The following is a 21,033-nucleotide window of genomic DNA, read 5'->3' as shown; positions in this document are numbered from 1 at the left end:
CCGTCAAGCCCGCCGCGACGGGACGCCGCCGGTGCCAGGGTGGAGCCGTGCCTCCCTGGACCCTCGCCCTCGCCAGCGGCGCCATCGGCGGCGCCACCCTCCTGATCGGCGCCGCGCTCGCCTGGTTCGTGCGCGTGCCCCCGAAGCTCACCGCCGCGATCTCCGCGTTCGGAGCAGGGGTGCTGATCTCGGCGCTCGCCTACGAGCTCGTGCAGGAGGCGGCGGACGACGGAGGACTGCTCCCGACGATCCTCGGCACGCTCGCGGGAGCCGTCGTCTTCGTCGGCGCGGACGCGCTGCTCACCCGCGCCGGCGCGGGGAACCGCAAGAGCGCGAAGGGGTCGGGCGGAGGAGGAGGCGCGGCCATCGCGGCCGGCGCCCTGATCGACGGGGTCCCCGAATCGATCGTGCTCGGCCTCTCGGTCGCCCAGGGCGGAGCGGGAGCGGCGATCAGCGTGCCCATCGTCGCCGCGGTCGCGATCTCGAACCTCCCCGAGGGCCTGTCCTCGACGGTCGGCATGAAAGCCGACGGCCGCTCCGCCCGCTACGTCGTCACCGTCTGGGGCGGGATCGCCGCGATCTCGGCCGCCGCGGCGCTGGTCGGCTTCCTGGTCTTCGCCACCGCACCGGGCGCGGTCGTGGCCTTCGTGACGACCGTCGCCGCCGGCGCGATCCTCGCCATGATCTCGAACACGATGATCCCCGAGGCATTCGACCGCGACGACGTGCTCACCGGGCTGTACGCGGTGCTCGGGTTCGTGACGGCGTTCGCCTTGCACAGTGCTGGTTAGGACGCCGCTCCCCGCGCGGCGTCCCGCAGTCGGCTCGAGCGCATGGCCGGGTCCCGAGGAGCGGGATGCGCACGGCGACGCGGATCCGCTGGAACGCGGATCCCCGGATACGCCTCGCGAGGGCGCCGCTGCCTTCGCGGCATCCCGCAGTCGGCTCCAGCGCGGGGCCTGGTCCCGAGGAGCGGGATGCGCACGGCGACGCGGATCCGCTGGAACGCGGATCCCCGGATACGCCTCGCGAGAACGCCGCTCCCCGCGCGGCGTCCCGCAGTCGGCTCCAGCGCGCTGCCGGGTCCCGAGGAGCGGGACGCGCACGACGACGCGGATCCGCTGGAACGCGGATCCCCGGATACGCCTCGCGAGAACGCCGCCCCCCGCGCGGCGTCCCGCAGTCGGCTCCAGCGCGCTGCCGGGTCCCGAGGAGCGGGTCGCGCACGACGACGCGGATCCGCTGGAACGCGGATCCCCGGATACGCCCCGCGAGAACGCCGCTTCCCGCGGAACGGAGTGCGGTCAGCCGCTGAAGGCGGTGAGGGCGTCGTCGAGGATGCCGAGGCCGCGGGCGACCTCGGCGGGGGTGATGACGGCCGGCGGGACCACGTGGATCCGGTTGTCGGCGGTGAAGGGCAGGAGGCCGCGCGACAGCAGGTCGGTCTTGAGGCGGGCAACGGAGGCCGCCGGCAGCGGGGTGCGCGCGGCCCGGTCGGTGACCAGCTCCAGGGCCCAGAACACTCCGGAGCCCCGGACCTCGCCGATCAGGTCGTGCTTCGCCTCGAGCGCCGCCAGGCCGGGGGCCAGGTGCTCCGAGCCGATGGTGCGCGCGTTGTCGACGATCCCCTCCTCCTCCATCGCCTGGAGCGTCGCGACGACGCTGGCCGCGGCGAGCGGGTGGCCCGAGTAGGTGAGGCCGCCGGGGAAGACGCGCTCGTCGAAGTGGTGGGCGATCGGATCCGAGATGACGACGCCGCCGATCGGGACGTAGCCGGAGTTGACGCCCTTCGCGAAGGTGATCAGGTCGGGGCGCACATCGAAGGCGTCGAAGGCGAACCACTCCCCTGTGCGGCCGAAGCCCGCCATGACCTCGTCGAGGATCAGCTGGATGCCGTACCGGTCGGCGATCTCGCGCACACCCGCGAGGTAGCCGGGCGGCGGGGTGAGCACGCCGGCGGTGCCGGGGATGGTCTCGAGGAGGAACGCGGCGATCGACTCCGGCCCCTCCGCCTGCACGACGCGCTCGAGGTGGTGGAGGGCGCGCTCGCACTCCTGCTCGAGGGTCTCGGCCCAGAACTCGCTGCGGTACAGGTAGGGCCCGAAGGCGTGCACGTGCCCGCGGGAGTACTCGTTGGGGATGCGGCGCCAGTCGCCGGTCGAGACGATCGCCGCTCCCGTGTTGCCGTGGTACGAGCGGTACAGCGAGACGACCTTGTCGCGGCCGGTGAACAGCCGCGCCATGCGGATCGCGTTCTCGTTCGCGTCCGCGCCGCCGTTGGTGAAGAAGACCTTCTCCATGCCCTCGGGCGCCCGCTCGGTGATCAGGCGGGCCGCCTCGGCGCGGGTCTCGTTCGCGTAAGCGGGGCCGACGGTGGTGAGGACGCCCGCCTGCTCCTGGATCGCGGCGACGACCTTCGGGTGCTGGTAGCCGATGGTGACGTTCACGAGCTGGCTCGAGAAGTCGAGGTAGCGGGTGCCGTCGACGTCCCAGACCTCGGCGCCGAGACCGCCCGCGATCGGCAGCGGATTCAGCGCGCCCTGCGCCGACCAGGAGTGGAACACGCGGGACCGGTCTGCGGCGGTGACCGAGGCGTTGTCGCGGACGGTGGGGGCGGTCGAGGACGTCATGCTCCCCATCGTGCCGCGCGCGCCTCGGAAGTGGGCGTGCGGATCCGTCGATCCGCGGACCCTACGATGGACGGAACGTCGAAGGGAGCCGCGCATGCCCGCGACCGTCCGCGATCTGCTGGCCGAACCGGCCTTCCGCCTCCGCGTGCTCGCCGGCGTCCACGACGAGGCCGACCTCGACGCCCCTCTGATGTGGGCGCACTCCTCGGACCTCGTCGATCCGACGCCCTGGCTCGAGTCGGGCCAGCTGCTGCTGACCGACGGCGTCCACTTCACCGGGCACGACAGCGCCGAGTTCTCGGAGGAGTACGTCGCCCGGCTGCGCGGCCGCGGCATCCGCGCGCTCGGCTTCGCCACCCGCATCGTGCACGACGAGGTGCCCGCCGCTCTCGTCACGGCGTGCGAGCGCCAGGGCCTGCCGCTGCTGGAGGTGGCGGACCTGACTCCGTTCATGGGGATCATCCGGTTCGTCGCAGACGTGATCTCGCGGGAGCAGCGCGAGCGGCTGGAATGGTCGCTCGAGGCGCAGCGGCGGGTCGCCCGCGCGGCGCTGCGGCCGGACGGGCTCGCGGCGATCCTCACCGAGCTGGAGCGGCAGCTGGACTGCTGGGTCGCCCTCTACGACGCGGCCGGGCAGAGGGTGCACCTGCCCACCCGGCTCGACGTGCCGGCGGAGGAGGCGGTCGCCGCGGCCGCGAGGCACGCCCTGACCCGCGGCAGCCGAGCGGGACTCCGACTCGACGACGGCGGCGGAGTGACGCTGCAGACGATCGGGCGCCGCGACCACCTGCGCGGGGTGCTCGCCGTGGGCACGGGCACGCCGCTGGACCCGGCGGGCAGCGACCTCGTCGCGAGCGTCATCGCCCTGGCGAGCATCGCGCTGGAGCAGCGGCGCGCGCTGGACTCCTCCCGTCGGCAGCTGCGCTCCGGACTGCTCGAGCTGCTGGCCGCGGGAGCCTTCGACGTCGCCGAGAGCACCGCACGGCGCCTGGGGAGCCCGCTGCCCGCCGAGCCCGTGCGGGTGGTCGTGCTGAGCGCGCCCGTGCACGGCGACTCGCTCCTCGACGAGCTGGAGGTCGTGGCGGAGGAGGACGGCGCGCGCCTGTTCTTCGCCGAGAGGGACGGCTCGCTCGTCGCCGTCGCCGCCGCCGACGGACTCGAGCCGCTGACCGCCGTGCTGGAGCGGCACGGCGCGAGCGCCGGCGCCTCCGCCCCGATCGGCTGGTCCGACCTGGACCGGGGCCTCGAGGAGGCGCGGCGCGCCGCCGAGCGGACGGGAGACGGGACGGTGGTCCGCTTCGAGGACGTCGCCGCCGAGGGGATGATCGGGCTTCTCGCCGCCGCCGGAGCAGCACCGCTCGCCCGCCGGATGCTCTCACCGCTGCTGACCCCCGAGGGAGCCGTGCTGCTCGAGAGCGCCCGCGTCTGGCTCCGCCGCAACGGCGCCTGGGAGCCCGCCGCCCGCGACCTCGGCGTGCACCGTCACACCCTCCGCAACCGCATCACCGCCGTCGAGCGCGCCCTCGGCCTCGACCTCGACGACGTCTCCGCCCGCACCGAGCTCTGGACGGCGCTGCGGCTCCACTCATAGCCTCTCTCCTCCTTCGTCGTCGGTCGGCCGCGGTCGGTCTCAGGAGGTGGGGACGCTGGGAAGAGCGGGTCGCGTACCGCGCACGACGATCCGCTCCCACGCGGATCGCCGGTTGCGCTCAGCCGCGCTCAGGAGCCGATCTCCTCCTGCGTCGTCGATCGGCCGCGGTCGGCCTCAGAACGCGGGAACGCTGGGAAGAGCGGGTCGCGTACCGCGCACGACGATCCGCTCCCACGCGGATCGCCGGTTGCGCGGTGCTCAAGAGCCTCTCTCCTCCTGCGTCGTCGATCGGCCGCGGTCGGCCTCAGAACGCGGGAACGATGGGAAGAGCGGGTCGCGTACCGCGCACGACGATCCGCTCACACGCGGATCGACGGTTGCACTCAGCCGTCCCGGTGAGCCTCTCCCGTCGACCGAGCGCTTCCCGCCGGCGCGGAGCGCAACCGGCGATCCGCGTTCCAGCGGATCGACGTGCGCGGTACGCACGACGCCCTCGAGAACGGAACCACCCTCCCCAGCCGACTGCGGGCGATCGACGACGAAGGAGGAGAGAGGCTCACCAGCGCCGCGACTGCGGGCGATCGACGACGCCAGGAGGAGAGAGCCTAGGAATTCTGCGGGAACCCGAGGTTGATGCCGCCGTGGGAGGGGTCGAGCCAGCGGCTGGTGATGGCCTTCTGCTGGGTGAAGAAGCGGACGCCTTCGGCTCCGTGGGCCTTGGTGTCGCCGAAGAGGGACGCTTTCCAGCCGCCGAAGGAGAACGTGGCGACGGGGACGGGGATGGGGACGTTGATGCCGATCATGCCGACCTCGACCTCGTTCTGGAAGCGGCGGGCCGCTCCTCCGTCGTTGGTGAAGATGGCCGTGCCGTTGCCGAACGCGCCGTTGTTGATGAGTGCGACGCCCTCCTCGTAGGAGGCGACGCGGACGATGGAGAGCACCGGTCCGAAGATCTCCTCCGTGTACGCGCGGGAGGTGGTGGGGACCTTGTCGAGCAGGGTCGGGCCGAGCCAGAACCCGTTCGCGTCCCCGTCCACCTCGATGCCGCGGCCGTCGATGACGACCTCCGCGCCGTCCTCCTCCGCGATCGCGATGTAGGAGGCGACCTTGTCGCGGTGCGCCTCGGTGATCAGCGGGCCCATGTCGCAGCCACGGCGGCCGTCGCCGGTGCGCAGGGTCGCGGCCCGCTCCTGGATCTTCGCGATCAGCTCGTCGGCGACGGGCTCGACCGCGACGACGACCGAGATCGCCATGCACCGCTCGCCCGCCGAGCCGAAACCGGCGTTGATGGCGGAGTCGGCGACGAGGTCGAGGTCCGCGTCGGGGAGCACCAGCATGTGGTTCTTCGCCCCACCGAGGGCCTGGACGCGCTTGCCGAGGCGGGTGCCCGTCTCGTAGACGTACTGCGCGATCGGGGTCGAGCCGACGAACGAGATCGAGCGGACGTCGGGGTGCTCGAGCAGCCCGTCGACGGCCTGCTTGTCGCCGTTGAGCACCGTGTAGACGCCGTCGGGGAGGCCGGCCTCCTTCCAGAGGGCGCCGAGCCAGATCGCCGGGGACGGGTCCTTCTCGGAGGGCTTCACCACGACGGTGTTGCCGGCGGCGATGGCGATGGGGAAGAACCACATCGGCACCATCGCGGGGAAGTTGAAGGGGGAGATGATCCCGACCACACCCAGCGGCTGCTTGGTCGAGTAGACGTCGACGCCGGTGGAGACCTGCTCCGAGTACTCGCCCTTGAGGTGGTGCGCGAGACCGGTCGCGAACTCCACGACCTCCTGGCCTCGGGTGATCTCGCCGAGCGCGTCCGAGACGACCTTGCCGTGCTCCGACGTGATCAGCTCGGCGAGCTCCTGCTTCTTCGCCTCGAGGAGCTCGCGGAAGCGGAAGACGATCTGCTGCCGCTTCGCGAGCGACGTGTCGCGCCAGGCGGGGAAGGCGGCCTTCGCGGAGGCGACGGCGGCGTCCACCTCGGCGGAGTCGGCGAGCGCGACCTCCTTGGTCGCGACTCCCAGCGCCGGGTCGTAGACGGGAGCGGTGCGGCCGGACGAGGAGGCCGAGGGAGCCCCATCGATCCAGTGGCCGACGACGGACAGGGCGGTGGCGGGCTCGACGATGCTCATGGCGACGACTGTAGGGGCGTGACCACGGCCGCGGGGGTGCCGATCCGTCCAGCGGTGGAGGGGTGATCTGGACGGATCGGCGCGCTCAGTCGGCGGGACGGGAGGCGTCGGCGTCGGGCGACGGGGTGGCCGGGTCGGGGTCGGCCGCGCTCGGGCCCGCAGCGCTGGGATCCGCAGCGCCGAGGTCGGCGGCGCCGGTGTCGGCAGCGTCCGGCTCCGCACCGTCGGGATCGGCCCCGGAGTCGGCAGCATCCTGCTCGGCTGTGCCGGTCTCCTCACCGTGCACCTCTGCAGCGGACGCTGCAGCCGCTGCCTCCGCCGCACCCGCCGGGTCGAACCGCGCCAGCGCCGCCGTGATGTTGTCGTGCCCGCCGCGCTCGTTCGCCCAGGCGACCAGCGCCTCCGCGAGCGTGACCGGATCCGCGCCCACCCTCTCCTGCGCCTCGCGCAGCACGCGCGCGAGGTCCTCGGCGGCGGACGCGTAGTTCCAGAGCCCGTCGGAGCAGACCAGCACCCAGCCCGGCTCGGTCAGCTCCTCGGAGGCGACCCGCGGCTCCTCGTCGTGCGCGTCGGCGCCGAGCCAGCGGGTGATGGCGTGAGCGTCGGGCGCCGTCTCGGCCTGCTCCCGCGGCACTCCCGAGGCGATCTGCTCCTGCGCCCACGAATCGTCGACCGTGAGCTGCCGCGGCTCGCCCGCGTCCGGCATCCAGTAGCTGCGGCTGTCGCCCACGTTGCCCGTGACGAGCAGCGCGCCGTCCAGCACCGCCGCGGTGAAGGTGCACGAGGGCGGATTCGACCGCTTCTCGGGCACGGCCGCGTCGATCGCTCCGGAGGCGCGCGCGGTGGCCATCTGCAGCAGCGCGCGCCAGCGGTCCGCTATCGCGCTCTCCCCGCCGACCTCGGCCTGCAGCGCGCTGAGTGCCGCACGGGCCGCGGCGAGCGACGCCTTGTCGGAGTCGGGGGTCGAGGAGACCCCGTCGCAGACCACGAGCAGCGCCGTCCTCAGAGAGCCGTCGGCGCCGGTGGTCGCCCCGAGCGCCATCGCGTCCTCGTTGGCCGGGTGCCGGAGCCCGCGGTCGCAGACGCCGCCGACCAGCGGGTGCGGCGCTTCGGCCCAGTGCTCGCGCTCGGTCGGAGCGGGGCGTCCGCACTGCTCGCAGTAGCCGTCCTCGGCGACCGCTCCCCCGCAGTAGACGCAGGCGGCGGATCCTCCGACGGCGACGGGCGGAGCGGAGGGGGTGGCCGCGACGATCAGCGGCGTCCCGCAGGCCTCGCAGAACGCGTCGCCCGTCGTGACCGGCTCGCCGCAGTTCGGGCAGGGAGTCGACAGCGCGCCGCTCATGTCAGCGTCCAGCGTCGGACCTCGTTGGCCCGGTCGACGAGGCGCAGGCGCTCGTCGCGCTCGCGAGTGGAGGCGGCGAGCGCGCGGTAGGAGGCCTCGAGGCCGTCGCGGATGGCGGCCTCGTTCGCCTCGACCCCGCCGAGGGTCGCTCCCTCGGCCGGGCCGTCGCGCCGCACCAGCTCGAGGGCGGAGGCGAGGACCTGAGTCGTGAGCTCGAGGCGGGTCCGCTGATCGATCGACACGGAGTCGACGCTCGCGAGGGCGGCCGAGAGCGCGGGCAGCCCGCGGCCCGACTCCGCCAGCAGCTCCGCCCGGCGGCGGCGCGCGTCGGAGTAGGAGGAGCGCGTGGGCGCGACGATGTCGAGCGCGTCGAGCGCCCCGTCGAGGTCGGAGCGCAGCTGCCGCACCCGCGCGAGACCGAAGGCGGCGGGTGCCGTGTAGTTCGCGTCGGCGCGGGCGCAGATCACGTAGAGGGACTCGGCGACCTCGGGCTCACCGCTCGCCTCGCACGCCGCGGCGAGCGCGAGCTTCGGGGCGAGCTCGCCGGGGACCTGGCCGTAGACGGTGTTGAAGGAGGCGCGGGCCCCGATGTCGTCGCCGCGCGCGAGCTGCGCGAGACCGCTCATCCAGACCGCCCGCCACTCCCACGGGTCCTCCGTGAGGATCTCGCCCGTCGCGCGGGCCGCCTCCTCCCAGCGCTGCGCCTCGATCGCCGCCCGGGCGCGGGCGAGCCGCACCTCGACCGTCACGGTGGGCGCGAGCGCGAGAGCGCGCAGGCGCACGATCGGGTCGGCGACGTTCACGCCCGCGAGCCACGACCGGGCGGGATCGGACTCGTCGCGGCGGAGCGCCGGCAGCGCGTCCCACGGCGGGACGCGGTCGACCACGTCGGCCACGGGCGCCTCGAACAGGGCCGACTCCGTCGAGTGCAGCGCGGGGTGTCCGGGACCGCGGTCGGTCGCGACGACCTCGCGCAGCACCCCGAGCAGCTGGCCGCGCATCTCGTCCACCGTGGCGAAGCGGTCCTGCGGGTCGGGAGCGCACGCCTTCGCGATCAGGCGGTAGAAGGAGTCGTAGCGCTGGAACAGCGGCGTCTCCGACACGGGCGGCAGCGAGGCGACGAAGGTCGTCTGGTTGCCGCGGAAGTCGAGCACCAGCGAGGCCAGCGTGCGGCCGATCGTGTAGACGTCGGAGGCGACCGAGGGACCGAGGTCGGCGACCTCCGGAGCCTGGTAGCCGACGGTGCCGTAGATGGCGGAGTCCTCGTCGTCGATCCGGCGCACTCCGCCGAGGTCGATCAGCTTGACCTGGTCGCCCACCTGGATCATGTTGTCCGGCTTGAAGTCGCAGTAGAGCAGGCCGTGGTCGTGCAGGTAGGCGAAGGCGGGCATGACCTCGAGCACGAAGGCGAGCGCCTGGTCCACCGGCAGCGGATCTGCGGCGCCGCCGTTGGCGTCCAGCCGCTCCTTCAGGATCTGCTTGAGGCTCGGCCCGCCGACGTACTCCATCACGATGTAGCCGGCGCCGTCGTGCAGGACGAAGTTGTAGATCTCGACGATCAGCGGGTGCTCGACCTCGGCCAGGAACCGGCGCTCGGTGACGGCCGCCGCGTACGCATCGGGATCGCCGGAGTTGAGCAGGCCCTTGAGCACCACCCAGCGCCCCGAGACGTTCCGGTCGCGCGCGAGGTAGATCCAGCCGAGGCCGCCGTAGGCCAGGCAGCCGACGACCTCGTACTGGCCGCCGACGACATCGCCCTTCACCAGCTGCGGAGTGAACGAGAACGGCGTGCGGCAGTTGGGGCAGAACCCCTCGGTGCGGCCGGGCCGACCGTCGCGCCCGCGGCCGACGGCCGTGCCGCAGTGCGAGCAGAAGCGCTTGCGCTCGGGGAGGACCGCCTCGGTCATCAGAGCGGCCATCGGGTCGGCGGCCGGGCGGGACGGGACGGTGGTGAGCCCGGCGCCGAGCCTCGGGCCGCGCAGTCGGGTCGAGGTGGTGCCGACGCGGCGGGTGACCTTCGAGCCGGTCTGCGCCGTGCGGGCGGAGCCGAGGGCGGCGGTGGCGAGGCGGGCGGAGGAGGTGCGCGTGCTGCGCGCGGTGGCCGACTCCTCGGCAGGCCCGGGTGCCGTGGCGCCGGGGGTGCCCTCGACGAAGCCGGTGCCGAAGGCGGCGGAGGCGGTGGCCGGCGGGGAGGCCGGGGCGGCGCGGCGCGCGGTCGGCGTGGAGGCGGCGGCGCCCTCCTCGGGCGGGAGGCCGCAGACGTTGCAGTAGCCGTCCTCGATCGTCCCGGTGCAGCCGGGAGTCGCGGTGCAAGGGGCGCCGTTCATAAAGTGGCCTTCCGGTGGTGCGCGGGGTCGGGGTGCGGGAGGTCGCGGGTGACGACGTCGTACTGCTCGACCAGGTGGCGGGCGAGCGGGACGGAGCAGGGCACCGTGTCGAGGGCTGCGCGCACCTCCTCCTCGGCCGCGACGCCGACGGCGGTGGCAGCGCGGCCGTTGCCCTCGGCACGCTCCCGCAGCGCCCGGAGGCGGAAGCCGAGGGCGGCCCGTTCGCGCAGCGGCGAGGTGTAAGCGGCCTCGACCGCGTCGAACGCGCGGCCGACGGCGGTCAGGCGGGCGAGGTGCGCGTCGAGCGCCTCGCGGTCGGACGGAGGATCGCCCAGCCGGGAGACGTCGGGCACGGCCAGCCGCGGCGGGTCGGCGATCTCGCGGCGGCAGCGGGCCACGAGCTCGCGCAGCGGCGCCTCGCGGCGCTCGGCCGCCTCCGCCAGCTCGCGCGCCCGACGGCGGTCGCGCTCGAGTCCGCGCCGCTCGGACGCGGCGATGATCAGGTCGCGCTCGAGCCGGGCGGAGTCGCTCTCGAGCTGGCCGAGCGGCCCCGACACGTCGGCTCCCCGACCCGCCCGCTCGGCGAGCGCGTCGAGGCGGGAGCGCAGCACGGCGACCCGCTCCGCCCGCTCGCGGTCGACCGTGCCGCCGCCGTCACGGGTGAGGTCGCGGCAGCGCTCGATCTCGGCGCGCACCCCCACGATCCGCCCGGCGACGTCGGTGCCGCTGGGGTCGAGCTCGAGCCGGGAGCGCAGCTGGCCGACGACCGCGTCGCAGAGGCGCACCGCCTCCACCAGCGAGACCGCGCCGCTCCCGGAGGCGTCGAGACGGCCCCAGATCAGCTGCGACATCCGCTCGCGCGCCGCGACGTCGACGCGGCCGGAGTCCCAGACCGCCTCGAGCTCGGCGAGGCGCCGGGTGACGGACTCGCGGAGCGACTGGGCGAGCACCACGTCGGCCGTGTAGTTCTCGGCCTGCGGCGACGCCAGCGCGGCGGCGTCCAGCCGCGAGAGCTCGCGCGTGGTCCGCTGGAGCCAGCGGGTGAGAGCGGCGAGGTACTCGAAGAGCTCGCGCTGCGGCGCGGCCTCCCCCAGCCGGCCCGGAGCGACGGGGGTCCCCTCCGCGAGACCGGTGCTCATCGGCCGTACACCGGGGCGGGCGGCGAGGCCTCGCCGAGGACCCCGAGCCAGCGCTCGTAGATGCTCTGCCAGCGGCCGTCGCTGCGGATGCTCTCGAGCGAGGCGTTGACGAAGCGCACGAAGTCGGGGTCGTCGGCGGGCAGGCCGAGGCCGTAGGGCTCTGAGCTCAGGGCGTCGCCGACGACCTTCGCGTACGGGTCCTGCGCCACGAAGCCCGCGAGGATCGTGTCGTCGCCCGCGATGGCGTCGACCTCTCCTGCCTGGAAGAGGGCGAGGCACTGCGAGTGCGTGGCGGCCTCGACGGCCTCGACCTCCGGGTAGTCGTTCTGCAGGCGGCTGAGCGTCGTGGTGCCGCTGGGCGCGCAGACCCTCTCGCCGTCGAGGTCGCCGATGCCCGTGATCGGGACGCCGTCGGGGTCGTCGGAGACGAGCACCTTGAGGCCGGCGTCGTAGTACTCGGACGAGAAGGCGATCGAGCTCCAGCGATCGCAGGTCATCGTGAGGGTGCGGGCCACCATGTCGACCTGCGGGGCGCCGTCGCCGCCGGTGAGCGCGGGGAGGCGCTGAGCGGAGGTGATCACGACGTAGTCGATGGAGTCGCTGCCGAGGATCGCCCGGGCGACCTCGCGGGCGATGTCGACGTCGAAGCCCTCGATCGCCCCCGTGATCGGGTTGCGGGCGCTCATCAGGAGGGTGTCGGCCGAGACGCCGACGCGCAGGGTCCCGCGCCCGCGGATCTCCGCGAGCCTGGTGCTGTCGGTCACGCCGGTCGGCGCGTAGGAGGTGACCGCCGAGGGCGAGCAGTCCGCCGCGGCAGGAGCGGCGGGAGCGGACGCGCTCGCCGTCGGAGTCGGGGTCGCCGCGGCGAGGGGCGTGCCGAGGTCGTCCGCCCCCGTCGTGCAGCCGGTGAGGGCGAGAGCCGCGGCGGTGGCCAGGGCGAGGGCGGCGGCGCGCAGGCGGTTCATCGGTACTCCTCCAGTCGCTGGGCGATGCCGCGCCAGGCGAACACGGCTCCGGCGAGACCGGCCGCCAGCAGGATCCACGAGACGAGGGTCGCGAACTCCGCGCCTCGATCGAGCGTGGTGGCGGCGGCCAGTGCCTTCTCCTGCACCACGTCGCGGGCGTCGTCGGAGAAGGTGGTGAAGAGCTCGTTCGGCGTGCCGTTCCCGGTGATCGTGGCGACGCGGACGGCCTGGTCCCAGTTCCCGGCGTCGTCCGCCTCCCGGATCTCCTCGTGGAACGACTGCCACTGCCCGAACTCGTCGACGAGCCGTGTCCTCGCCAGCTCGTCCTGCAGGTCGCCCGAGAGCTTCTCCCGGGCGGAGTCGACGGCCTGGGTGTAGCGCTCCTCGAGGGCGGCGCCGGAGCCGCGCTTGATCAGCGTGAAGCTCTCGAGCGACTTGGCGTCGCTCGCGGCGATGAGCGCGTTCGACACGGTGAGCGCCTCGCGGTAGGACTCGACCCGCGCCGTCCCCGCGTCCGCCGCGACCGATCCGTAGGCGAGCGCCCCGCCGACGCCGACGACCAGCAGGAGGGCGGTCCCCGTGGCGAGCGGGCGGTTGAGGTAGCGGTGCGTACGGCGGGCGAGCCAGAGCTGCGCCGCCAGGAGGAGGACCAGCATCACGAGCGAGCCGATCATGAGCAGGACGCTCCAGCGGACGGCGTCGTAGGCGGCCGCGACCCGGTCGGCACCGGAGTCGACGAGTCCGTCGAGGTCCTCGAGGATGCCGCCGTCTCCCGAGAGGGCCGTCGACGCCTGGTCGAGATACGCCGAGGCGACGGGGAAGCCCTGCCGGTTGTTGGCCCGCGCCTGCTCGATCAGCCCGCTGTAGGTCGTGATGCTGCTGGCGACCCGGGCGAGGGCCCGGGTGTCCGCCGAGTCGGCTGCCGAGAGTCCGGCGATCGCGGAGGCGGCGCCGGTGAGGCTCGAGACGTACGACGCCCGCAGCTCGGTCGGCTCCAGTCCGCCGACGAGGAAGGTGTTGGCCGCGATCGCGTTGGCGTCCACCAGCAGCGTGCGGACGTTCTGCACGCCGAGGAGCTGCGCCGACTGCTCCCGGGCCGTCGTCGCGGCGCGCGCCTGCATCGCTCCGGCCTGCTGCGCGAACACGCCGAACAGCACGGCGGCCAGCGCCGTCAGGGCGAGCAGGAGGCGCAGGGTGGCCGGAGTGGTCGCGGTCGCGCGGGCGAGCAGCGACGGCCTCCGCTGCGCCGGCCGGTTGGCGACCTGGACGAGGGGCGGCTCGGGGATCCTCTGCGCGGGCGGCGCGGCGGGTGCGGTGCTCAACGGCTCTCCTCCTCGGGGTCGTCGGTGACGGGGACGGCCGCGCCGCTCGGGGCGGCGTCCGCCTGCCCGGGGGCCTCCTCAGAGCCCTCAGCCGAGCCCTCGTCGTCGTCGCCGGCTGCGTCCGGGCTGCTCGAGGCTTCGGGGCTCTCCACCACGTCCTCGGGGAGCAGGATGCGCAGCTCGTCGAGCGTCGGCTCCTCCACGTCGCGGAGGCGCCAGGCGTGCCGGGCGATCGCCGCGTCGAGGACGTTGCGGACCCAGCGCCCGTTGCCGAACGCCTCCGTGCGCTGCTGCGCCGAGGCGAGGCCCGCGAACGCGGCGAGCGCCTCCTCCGTCGGCTCGAAGTCCGCGGAGGCGGCGAGGCGGCCGAAGATCGCCGAGAGCTCGTCGTCGGAGTAGTCGGCGAAGTCGATCGTGGTCGAGAAGCGGCTGGCGAGTCCCGGGTTCGTGTCGAGGAAGCCCTGCATCGGCCCGGAGTAGCCGGCGACGATCACGACGAGGTCGCCGCGGTGGTCCTCCATGTCCTTCACGAGGGTGGTGACCGCCTCCGCGCCGTACTGGTCGAGCGCGAGCGCGTAGGCCTCGTCGATGAAGAGGACGCCGCCGCGCGCGGAGGCGATCACCTCCGCGGTCTTCGTCGCGGTCTGCCCGAGGTAGCCGGCCACCAGCTCCGATCGGTCGACCTCGACGAGCACGCCCTTCGAGAGGATGCCGAGCGAGCGGTAGATCCGCGAGACCAGCCGCGCCACCGTCGTCTTGCCCGTGCCGGGGTTCCCCGTGAAGACGAGGTGGCGGGTGAGCGTGGGCGTGCTGAGACCGGCGGTCTGGCGCAGGGTGTCGATCCGGAGCAGCTGCGTCTGCCGCTTGATCTCGCTCTTCACCCGGTCGAGGCCGATCAGCGCGTCGAGCTCGGCGAGCAGGTCGTCGATGGACTCCGGCGGGTCGAGCGGCTCCGGCTCGGAGGCGGGCTCCGCGGCGGGAGCGGCGGCGGGCGCCGGCTCGTCCTGCGGACCGTCGTGCTCGGTCCGGCGGAGGCGCTCGAGGATCTCGTCGACCCCGGGCACGCCGGCGGGCAGACCGGTCGGCAGGTCGGCGCCTGCGTCACCGTCCGGCGACCGGCCGGTCGTGTGCGGCGCTCCCCCGCTCGTCGTCGGAGCGGCGCCCCGAGCACCCGGGACGGCGGAGAGCTGGGCCGCGGCGGTCGCGGAGGCGGAGGCGATGCCGCCGATGCCCGGGTCGCCGAGAGCGCTGGCCGCCGAGACGACCTCGGTCAGGGCGCGGGCGTAGGCCGAGGCGTGGTGCGAGCCCGCGCCGACCAGGGCGGCCAGCTGATCGGTCGGCCCCGACCGCCAGCGCCGGCCGCTCGAGGCGGCGGTGAAGAACGCCTCCAGACCGCCCGTCGCGCCGGTCGCGGCGAGCCAGTCCTGCCCGGCGCCGCGGATCGACTCGGCGACGGCGGCGGCCAGCCGCGCACCCTCGTCGCGGACGGCCGCGGCGTCGAGGCCGGCGGCCGTCCCCGCGAGCACGAGGGCGTCCAGCGCCGGGGCGAGCGCGGTCACGAGGCGCTCGGCGGGGTCAGCGAGCCGGATCCGGACGGCGCTCCCGGCTGCGGAGGCGCGTCGAGACCGCTCGGGGAGAGCGAGGACTCCGTGAACTTCTCGGCCAGGAACTGCCCGTGCGCGATCAGCGCCGAGGCGTCCTGCCGCGAGACGGCGTCCGAGATGCGGTCGAGCGTGCCTCCGAGGAGGTCGAGCTGGTCGCAGAGGATCATCAGCGAGGTCTTCCCCCTGTGCACGGCGCGGCGGTCGGCGAAGTCCCTCGGCAGGCGGAGGTAGCCCTCCACCGCCTCGGGGAGGTAGCTGGTCGCGGTCGCGACGACGGTGTGGCCCTGACGGCTCATCCCGCCGAGGCGGTCGAGACGGGGCACCATCTCGCGGACCGTCTCGTCGATCCGCTGGATGCGCGCCGCGACGATGCCGGGCACCCGGCCCTCCGTCCGCGCGCCCACCCTGTCGAGCGCCGCGAGGATGTCCTCGCTCGTCGGGACGCTCGGCAGAGCGGGCGCGGTCTCCTCCGGCGCCGCGGGGGCACCCGTGAACAGTCGGGAGAACCAGCCCATCGGCTAGCGGCCGAGATCGAGCGAGGACGTCGCGTCGATGTCCGAGTTGCTGCGGCGGGCCCGCTCGACGTACTCGCCGGCCTTCGCCGTCTCGGTCTGGAGGACTCCGACGGTCTGGGCCATGCTGTCGAGCGCCTTGATCTTGAAGTCCGAGATCGAGTCCATCGTCTGGTAGATGTTCGCGAACGCGGCCTGCAGCTGCGGCAGTCCGACCGTGGCCGAGGCGGCCTGCGACTGGATCGAGGCGGACTGGTCGGCGAGCATGCGCGAGGTGGCCTCGATCATGTTGGACGTCGTGGTGTTCAGCGCCGTGATCTGATCGAGCACGAGGCGCTGGTTGGCGAGCGCCTGCGCCACGATGACCGCCGTGCGCAGCGCCGAGACGGTCGTGGTCGTCGCCCGGTCGACGCCCTTGATCAGCTCGACGTTGTTCTTGATGACGACGTCGATCGCGAGGTAGCCCTGGATCGACACGGCCAGCTGGGTCAGCAGGTCCTGGTGCTTCTGGCGCGCGTAGAAGAGGACGTCCTCGCGCAGCGCCTTCGCCCGCTCCGGGTCGGTGGCGTCGAGCTCGGCGATCTTCGCCGAGAGCTTCACGTCGAGCCGCTCGGCGACGTAGATGTACTCGTTGAGACGGGTCATCGTCTCCCAGAGGTTCTGCTTCTCGAGGTTCAGGGCCGCGTTGTCCTTCCGCAGCTCGTCCTGCCCGTCGTACAGGGCCTGGATGATCGCGTTCAGGTGCGACTGGGCGCTCTCGTAGCGGCGGAAGTAGTCGGTGATCTTGTTGCCGAACGGGATGAAGCCCAGGATCTTCTTCTGCAGGTTGTCCTCGGACGGGTCCAGATCCTCCACCGTGCGGCGCAGCTCGAGCAGCGTCTTGCCGATGGTCGACCCCTCGGAGAGCCCGCCCTCCTGGAGGGCGCGCACCGGCGTGCTCAGCAGCCGGTTCGACGAGTCGGCGGCCGAGCGGATGTCGGCGTCGCCCATCGTGCGGATGTCGTTGGCCCGCGTCGCGAACTCGGGGCTGCGGGACTCCGTCGCCAGGAGCGTGTCGAGGTAGCCGTCGACCTTCGCCTCGAGGCCGGGCAGGGCGGCTTCCGGCACCTTCGGCGCGATCGACGGCGCCGAGGTGGTCGGCACCGCTGCCACCGGCTCCGGAGGCGTGAGCGAGAGGGCGTTCTGGACGGGCGGCTGCAGGGCCTCGGTCATCGGGATCCTCACCGTTCCTGGCGCTCGGCGCCGACTGGGATGAACGTCCGCCCAGCATATCCCGGGCCCTCCCGCGGGATCCCCGCGAGCCGCCTCGTCCGAGGACTCGACGCGATCGGGCGGCTGTGGAGGAGCATCCGCCGCCGGTCAGACCGCCTTCGGGCGCCTCCGCAGCGTCGCCACCGCGACTCCGGCCAGGGCGAGCGCGCCTCCGAGCAGCGCGGCGAGCGGCGGGGTCTCGCCCAGGACGAGCCAGGACAGCAGCACCACCACCGCGGGCACCGCGTAGGTGGACGCCGCGGTGCGACCCGCGCTGGAGCGCGCGAGGACGTACCCCCACGTCGTGAAGGCGACGGCCGTCGGGAAGATCCCGAGGTAGACCACGGCCAGGATCGAGGAGAGCGGAGCGGCGGCGAGCGCCTCGACGAGCTCCGGGGCGAAGGGCAGGCACGCGACCGTGCCGGCGAGGCAGCCGAGCCAGGTCATCGTCGGTGCGTCGATCCGTCCCAGCAGGCGCTTCTGAAGGGTCGCCGCGCTGCCGTAGACGACGGCGGCGACCAGGCCGAGGGCGACGCCGATCACGTCGAACTGCCCGGTGGAGGTGGAGAACGCGATCACCGCGACGCCGGTCAGCGCCACGAGCATCCCGGCGAGGAGACGGCGGGGGAACCCCTCCCCCAGCAGCAGCCCGGCGAGCACGGCGGTGATCATCGGCGCGATGTTCACCAGCAGCGCCGCCGTCCCCGCGTCGACGTGCCGCTCCGCAGCGTTCAACGCCAGGTTGTAGACCCCGAACCAGGCGACCCCCCAGCCCAGCACGAGCAGGAGGAGGCGCCCGCGCGGGACCGCCGTGCGCGGATCCGGAGCCGCCTCCGAGCGGCGCCTCCGGGCGGTGAGGACGACGCGCACCACCGTGAGCGCGAGCGACCCCACCACGATGCGGCCGAGGGTCAGCGCGCCCGGGCCGAAGTCCTCCGTCGTGGCGCGGATGCCGACGAAGGCCGACGCCCAGAGCAGGACGGTGACCGCGATCGCGCCCCACAGCAGGAGGGCGTCCCTCGTGGAGGGCGGGGCGGAGGAGGAGACGTCGGTCATGAGGCCATCGTGGCGCTGCCGGGGATTCAGCACCAGTTCCGTTCACTGTCGGATCGTTCAGCCGGACTGTACGGTCGTCTCATGCTCGACGTGCACCGGCTCCGCATCCTCCGCTCCGTCGTCGCCTCCGGCTCGATCGCGGGAGCCGCCTCCGGCCTCGGCTACACGTCCTCCGCCGTCAGCCAGCACCTCTCCGCTCTGCAGCGCGAGACCGGACTGACCCTGCTGGAGCGGGTGGGCCGCGGCGTCCGCCCGACCCCAGCCGGACGCGCCCTCGCCGCCCAGGCGGACCGCGTCCTCGAGCGCCTCGCCGAAGCGGAGGCCGTGGTGGAGGAGCTGCGCGAGGGCCGCTCCGGCCGCCTCTCGGTGACGTACTTCGCCTCCGTCGGCAGCGCCTGGATGCCGGAGGTCGCCCGCCGGCTGACCGCCGCGTTCCCCGGCCTCGCCCTCGATCTGCGCCTGGGAGAGGAGCTCGACGACGACCTCGGAGCGCGCCCCGACGTGCAGCTCCTCGTCGCCTCCTCCGAGCCGACCGCCCCCGGATTCACGGCGCACCACCTCCTCGACGACCCCTACCTCGTCGTCCTGCCCGACGGTCATCCGCTCGCCTCACGGAGCGAGATAGACCTCGCCGAGCTCGCGAACGAGCGCTGGGTCGACAACGACCTGCCCACCGGCTGGTGCCGCCGGAACGTCGTGGAGGCCTGCGCCGCCGCCGGGTTCGCGCCGCCCTTCCACGTCCAGGCCAACGACCACATCACCGCCGCCGCGTTCGTCGCCGCGGGCATGGGCGTGACGGTCCTGCCGGAGCTCGCGGCCCACCGTCTGCCGGACGGCGTCCGCGCCGTGCCCGTCGTCCGTCCCCGGCCTGTCCGCTCCCTCGAGGCCGTCGTGCGGAACTCCGCCGCCTCCTCCGCACCGGTGGCCCTGGTGCTGGAGACACTGAAGGCCCTCGCCGCGCGCCGCTGAGCGCGCCTGCACGGGCGAGCTCGCAGCACACCGGAGCACGATGGGCGCGTGAGCTCCGTCGAACCCGTCACCCGTTCCGCGCCCGCGCTCGGCGGACCGCGCATCCTGAAGCAGCGCTGGACCGAGGCGACGTTCCTGCACTGGCGGGTCGACCCCGCCCTGGTGGCGCCCCACCTCCCGGCCGGGACGAGGCCCGACGAGCACGACGGCTCCTCCTGGGTGGGCCTGATCCCGTTCCGGCTCTCGCGGACGGCCTTCCTCGGCGGCCCGCGGGTGCCCTGGCTCGGCACCTTCCCCGAGGTGAACGTCCGGCTCTACTCCGTCGACGAGCAGGGACGACGCGGAGTCGTGTTCGTCTCGCTCGACGCCTCCCACCTCCTTCCCGTGCTCACCGCGCAGGCGGTGTTCGGGCTCCCCTACCGCTGGGCCCGGATGAGCATCGAGCACCGCCACGGCGCGGTGATCTACGACACGATCCGGCACTCGGACTCGGCCGCCCGCTCCCGGATCGTCGTCCGCCCGGGCGAGCCGGTCGACGAGGACCCGCTCGGCTCGTTCCTCACCGCACGCTGGGCCTACCACGAGCGCCACCTGGGCTCCACCTGGTACGGCCGCAACCTGCACCGGCCGTGGCCGCTGCGACGCGCGGAGCTGCTCGCGCTCGACGACAGGCTGCTCGACGCCGCGGGCTTCCCCGGGCTGGCGACGCGCGCGCCGGACTCGGTGCTGTACTCGGCCGGAGTGGAGACCGTGTTCACGGTGCCGCGGAAGGTGTGAGGGGGGCGACGCTCCTCCACAGACGGTTCTTCGCGATGCTGTCCGATGAAACGGCGCTCCCGAGGCCCACGGCGAGACTTCGTCCGGTGAGATCAGGGCATGAAGGAATCGGCGACAGTAGACGACGCGCTCACGGAGGCGCTCGCGCTCGCCGGCTCACGGCACGCTGAGCGGTCCGCCGTCGAGGCATCCCGGTACCGGGCAGTCGAGGAGGCACGCCGCCTCGCGATGGCGGCACCGGCGGCGCTCGTCGGCGAGCACGTCCAGTTGCAGGTGGATCGGGCGGAGGCGGCGCACCGGGCGCTGATCGCGGAGCTCGCGACGGGACTCCGGGTCTCGGAGGCGCACGCCTCTGCACTGGTCGACGAGGCACGCCTGCTGGTGAACGACCTCCCGGCGACGTTGCGCGCACTCGCGGACGGAGCGCTCTCCCCCGAGCACGCGCGACTCGTGGTGCGAGGAGCGCTCGACGTCCCGGCCGAGGTCCGTGGGCGCTTCGACGAGGAGGCCGCCACGATCGCGGTCGCCTGCACCCCGCCCCAGCTGCGACGCGCCCTCCGGTCGCTCCGGGAACGGCTGCACCCGCAGACGCTCAGCGAACGTCATAGGGACTGCGCCCGTCGTCGCGCGCTCTGGGTGGAGGGCCTCGACGACGGGATGGCGATCCTGCACCTCTACACCGCAGCTCCCGATGTGCTCGGCGCGATGGACAGGATCGACCGGGCCGCCCGCTCCCTCGCGGATCTGCCGGACGAGGAGCGGACGCTGGGCCAGCTCCGCGCAGACATCGCCGCTGCGCTGCTGGTCGACGGGGAGACATCGGCCGACGGAGACGGCACGTCGATGCCGGCGGGAGTGCGCGCCGAAGTCGCGGTGACCGTGCCGGCGCTGACCCTCCTCGGGCGGTCCGACCAGCCCGCCGTCCTCGACGGATACGGACCCGTCGATCCGGAGACCGCGCGGCGTCTCACAGCAGGTGCTCCCTCGTTCACGCGGCTGCTCACCCATCCGGAGAGCGGAGCGGTCCTCTCCGTCGGACGCGACTCCTACCGAGTGCCGGCGGACCTGCGTCGCCACCTCCAGCACCGCGACGGGACCTGCCGGTTCCCGGGATGCACCCGCAGCACCCGCCACGCGGACGTCGACCACACGAACGACTGGCACCACGGAGGCACCACGTCGGCCGACAACCTCGCGCACCTCTGCCGACACCACCACCGGCTCCGCCACACCACGGGGTGGACCCACCGGCAGGAGCCGGACGGCACGCTGCACTGGACGAGCCCGACGGGACGGCAGCATGTCACCCGGCCCGGGGAGCCGGGGAACGGGACGGAGGGCGGACACGATCCGACCGGGACCGGCGGGCCGTGACAAGGGGCAGGTCGGGTGGCGTGGACGGGCAGGTCAAGGGGCGGGCCCGCT

16 protein-coding genes are annotated in these 21,033 nt (G+C 73.8%); 5 read left to right on the top strand and 11 right to left on the bottom strand.

Annotated elements, in window-relative coordinates; all coding sequences use genetic code 11:
- Positions 1–47: 47 nt before the first annotated feature.
- Positions 48–791, top strand: a complete 744-nt coding sequence (locus C5C30_RS04650; RefSeq protein ID WP_104319146.1) for a ZIP family metal transporter — start codon at positions 48–50, stop codon at positions 789–791.
- A 513-nt stretch (positions 792–1,304) separates the two neighbouring features.
- On the opposite strand, the gene C5C30_RS04645 is transcribed toward C5C30_RS04650, so the two are convergent.
- Positions 1,305–2,630, bottom strand: coding sequence for an aspartate aminotransferase family protein (locus C5C30_RS04645; protein ID WP_104267132.1), 1,326 nt, complete (start codon positions 2,628–2,630; stop codon positions 1,305–1,307).
- A 94-nt stretch (positions 2,631–2,724) separates the two neighbouring features.
- On the opposite strand from C5C30_RS04645, the gene C5C30_RS04640 reads away from it, so the two are divergent.
- Positions 2,725–4,221, top strand: coding sequence for a PucR family transcriptional regulator (locus tag C5C30_RS04640; RefSeq protein ID WP_181131446.1), 1,497 nt, complete (start codon positions 2,725–2,727; stop codon positions 4,219–4,221).
- A 605-nt stretch (positions 4,222–4,826) separates the two neighbouring features.
- Here C5C30_RS04640 and C5C30_RS04635 read toward each other — a convergent pair.
- The 10 genes from C5C30_RS04635 to C5C30_RS04590 all read right to left on the bottom strand — a co-directional run bounded on the left by C5C30_RS04635 (position 4,827) and on the right by C5C30_RS04590 (position 17,862).
- Complete coding sequence (locus tag C5C30_RS04635; RefSeq protein WP_104333258.1) at positions 4,827–6,344, bottom strand: CoA-acylating methylmalonate-semialdehyde dehydrogenase; 1,518 nt, start codon at positions 6,342–6,344, stop codon at positions 4,827–4,829.
- A gap of 85 nt (positions 6,345–6,429) precedes the next feature.
- Positions 6,430–7,686 (bottom strand): PP2C family serine/threonine-protein phosphatase, encoded by a 1,257-nt coding sequence (locus C5C30_RS04630; protein WP_104333257.1) that lies wholly within the window; start codon positions 7,684–7,686, stop codon positions 6,430–6,432.
- Positions 7,683–10,013 carry a serine/threonine-protein kinase gene (locus C5C30_RS04625; RefSeq protein WP_104223838.1) on the bottom strand — a complete coding sequence of 777 codons (2,331 nt, stop codon included), beginning with the start codon at positions 10,011–10,013 and terminating at the stop codon, positions 7,683–7,685. The genes C5C30_RS04630 and C5C30_RS04625 overlap by 4 nt, the downstream gene beginning before the upstream one ends.
- A complete protein-coding gene (locus C5C30_RS04620; protein ID WP_104333256.1) occupies positions 10,010–11,152 on the bottom strand; it encodes a hypothetical protein in 1,143 nt (380 codons plus the stop codon). Before C5C30_RS04620 ends, C5C30_RS04625 begins: the two co-directional genes overlap by 4 nt.
- Positions 11,149–12,117 carry a glutamate ABC transporter substrate-binding protein gene (locus C5C30_RS04615; protein WP_104233136.1) on the bottom strand — a complete coding sequence of 323 codons (969 nt, stop codon included), beginning with the start codon at positions 12,115–12,117 and terminating at the stop codon, positions 11,149–11,151. The genes C5C30_RS04620 and C5C30_RS04615 overlap by 4 nt, the downstream gene beginning before the upstream one ends.
- Entirely contained in the window at positions 12,114–13,439 is a 1,326-nt protein-coding gene (locus tag C5C30_RS04610; RefSeq protein ID WP_104333255.1) for a hypothetical protein, read from the bottom strand. The genes C5C30_RS04615 and C5C30_RS04610 overlap by 4 nt, the downstream gene beginning before the upstream one ends.
- Positions 13,436–14,998, bottom strand: coding sequence for an AAA family ATPase (locus C5C30_RS04605; protein WP_104333254.1), 1,563 nt, complete (start codon positions 14,996–14,998; stop codon positions 13,436–13,438). Before C5C30_RS04605 ends, C5C30_RS04610 begins: the two co-directional genes overlap by 4 nt.
- A complete protein-coding gene (locus tag C5C30_RS04600) occupies positions 14,995–15,558 on the bottom strand; it encodes a hypothetical protein (protein ID WP_104249860.1) in 564 nt (187 codons plus the stop codon). Before C5C30_RS04600 ends, C5C30_RS04605 begins: the two co-directional genes overlap by 4 nt.
- 3 nt (positions 15,559–15,561) lie before the next feature.
- Entirely contained in the window at positions 15,562–16,767 is a 1,206-nt protein-coding gene (locus tag C5C30_RS04595) for a toxic anion resistance protein (protein ID WP_104223833.1), read from the bottom strand.
- A 147-nt stretch (positions 16,768–16,914) separates the two neighbouring features.
- Positions 16,915–17,862 carry a DMT family transporter gene (locus C5C30_RS04590; RefSeq protein WP_104249861.1) on the bottom strand — a complete coding sequence of 316 codons (948 nt, stop codon included), beginning with the start codon at positions 17,860–17,862 and terminating at the stop codon, positions 16,915–16,917.
- An 81-nt stretch (positions 17,863–17,943) separates the two neighbouring features.
- Here C5C30_RS04590 and C5C30_RS04585 point away from each other — a divergent pair, with 81 nt between their 5' ends.
- The 3 genes from C5C30_RS04585 (at position 17,944) to C5C30_RS04575 (ending at position 20,982) form a co-directional block, all read left to right on the top strand.
- Complete coding sequence (locus C5C30_RS04585; protein ID WP_104269369.1) at positions 17,944–18,831, top strand: LysR family transcriptional regulator; 888 nt, start codon at positions 17,944–17,946, stop codon at positions 18,829–18,831.
- A gap of 48 nt (positions 18,832–18,879) precedes the next feature.
- Positions 18,880–19,608, top strand: coding sequence for a YqjF family protein (locus C5C30_RS04580; RefSeq protein ID WP_104333253.1), 729 nt, complete (start codon positions 18,880–18,882; stop codon positions 19,606–19,608).
- A 99-nt stretch (positions 19,609–19,707) separates the two neighbouring features.
- Positions 19,708–20,982 carry an HNH endonuclease signature motif containing protein gene (locus tag C5C30_RS04575; protein ID WP_104333252.1) on the top strand — a complete coding sequence of 425 codons (1,275 nt, stop codon included), beginning with the start codon at positions 19,708–19,710 and terminating at the stop codon, positions 20,980–20,982.
- Positions 20,983–21,033 lie beyond the last annotated feature (51 nt).

The organism is Rathayibacter sp. AY2B5, from assembly GCF_002931645.1.
GTDB lineage: Bacteria > Actinomycetota > Actinomycetes > Actinomycetales > Microbacteriaceae > Rathayibacter.
The sequence above is the reverse complement of the archived record's forward strand: the minus strand, read 5'-3'. Positions and strand labels throughout refer to the sequence as shown.

Coding starts and splice junctions, on each gene's coding strand:
- C5C30_RS04645 (WP_104267132.1), bottom strand. CDS start 2,630: ATGACGTCCTCGACCGCCCCCACCGTCCGCGACAACGCCTCGGTCACC.
- C5C30_RS04640 (WP_181131446.1), top strand. CDS start 2,725: ATGCCCGCGACCGTCCGCGATCTGCTGGCCGAACCGGCCTTCCGCCTC.
- C5C30_RS04635 (WP_104333258.1), bottom strand. CDS start 6,344: ATGAGCATCGTCGAGCCCGCCACCGCCCTGTCCGTCGTCGGCCACTGG.
- C5C30_RS04630 (WP_104333257.1), bottom strand. CDS start 7,686: ATGAGCGGCGCGCTGTCGACTCCCTGCCCGAACTGCGGCGAGCCGGTC.
- C5C30_RS04625 (WP_104223838.1), bottom strand. CDS start 10,013: ATGAACGGCGCCCCTTGCACCGCGACTCCCGGCTGCACCGGGACGATC.
- C5C30_RS04620 (WP_104333256.1), bottom strand. CDS start 11,152: ATGAGCACCGGTCTCGCGGAGGGGACCCCCGTCGCTCCGGGCCGGCTG.
- C5C30_RS04615 (WP_104233136.1), bottom strand. CDS start 12,117: ATGAACCGCCTGCGCGCCGCCGCCCTCGCCCTGGCCACCGCCGCGGCT.
- C5C30_RS04600 (WP_104249860.1), bottom strand. CDS start 15,558: ATGGGCTGGTTCTCCCGACTGTTCACGGGTGCCCCCGCGGCGCCGGAG.
- C5C30_RS04595 (WP_104223833.1), bottom strand. CDS start 16,767: ATGACCGAGGCCCTGCAGCCGCCCGTCCAGAACGCCCTCTCGCTCACG.
- C5C30_RS04590 (WP_104249861.1), bottom strand. CDS start 17,862: ATGACCGACGTCTCCTCCTCCGCCCCGCCCTCCACGAGGGACGCCCTC.
- C5C30_RS04585 (WP_104269369.1), top strand. CDS start 17,944: ATGCTCGACGTGCACCGGCTCCGCATCCTCCGCTCCGTCGTCGCCTCC.
- C5C30_RS04575 (WP_104333252.1), top strand. CDS start 19,708: ATGAAGGAATCGGCGACAGTAGACGACGCGCTCACGGAGGCGCTCGCG.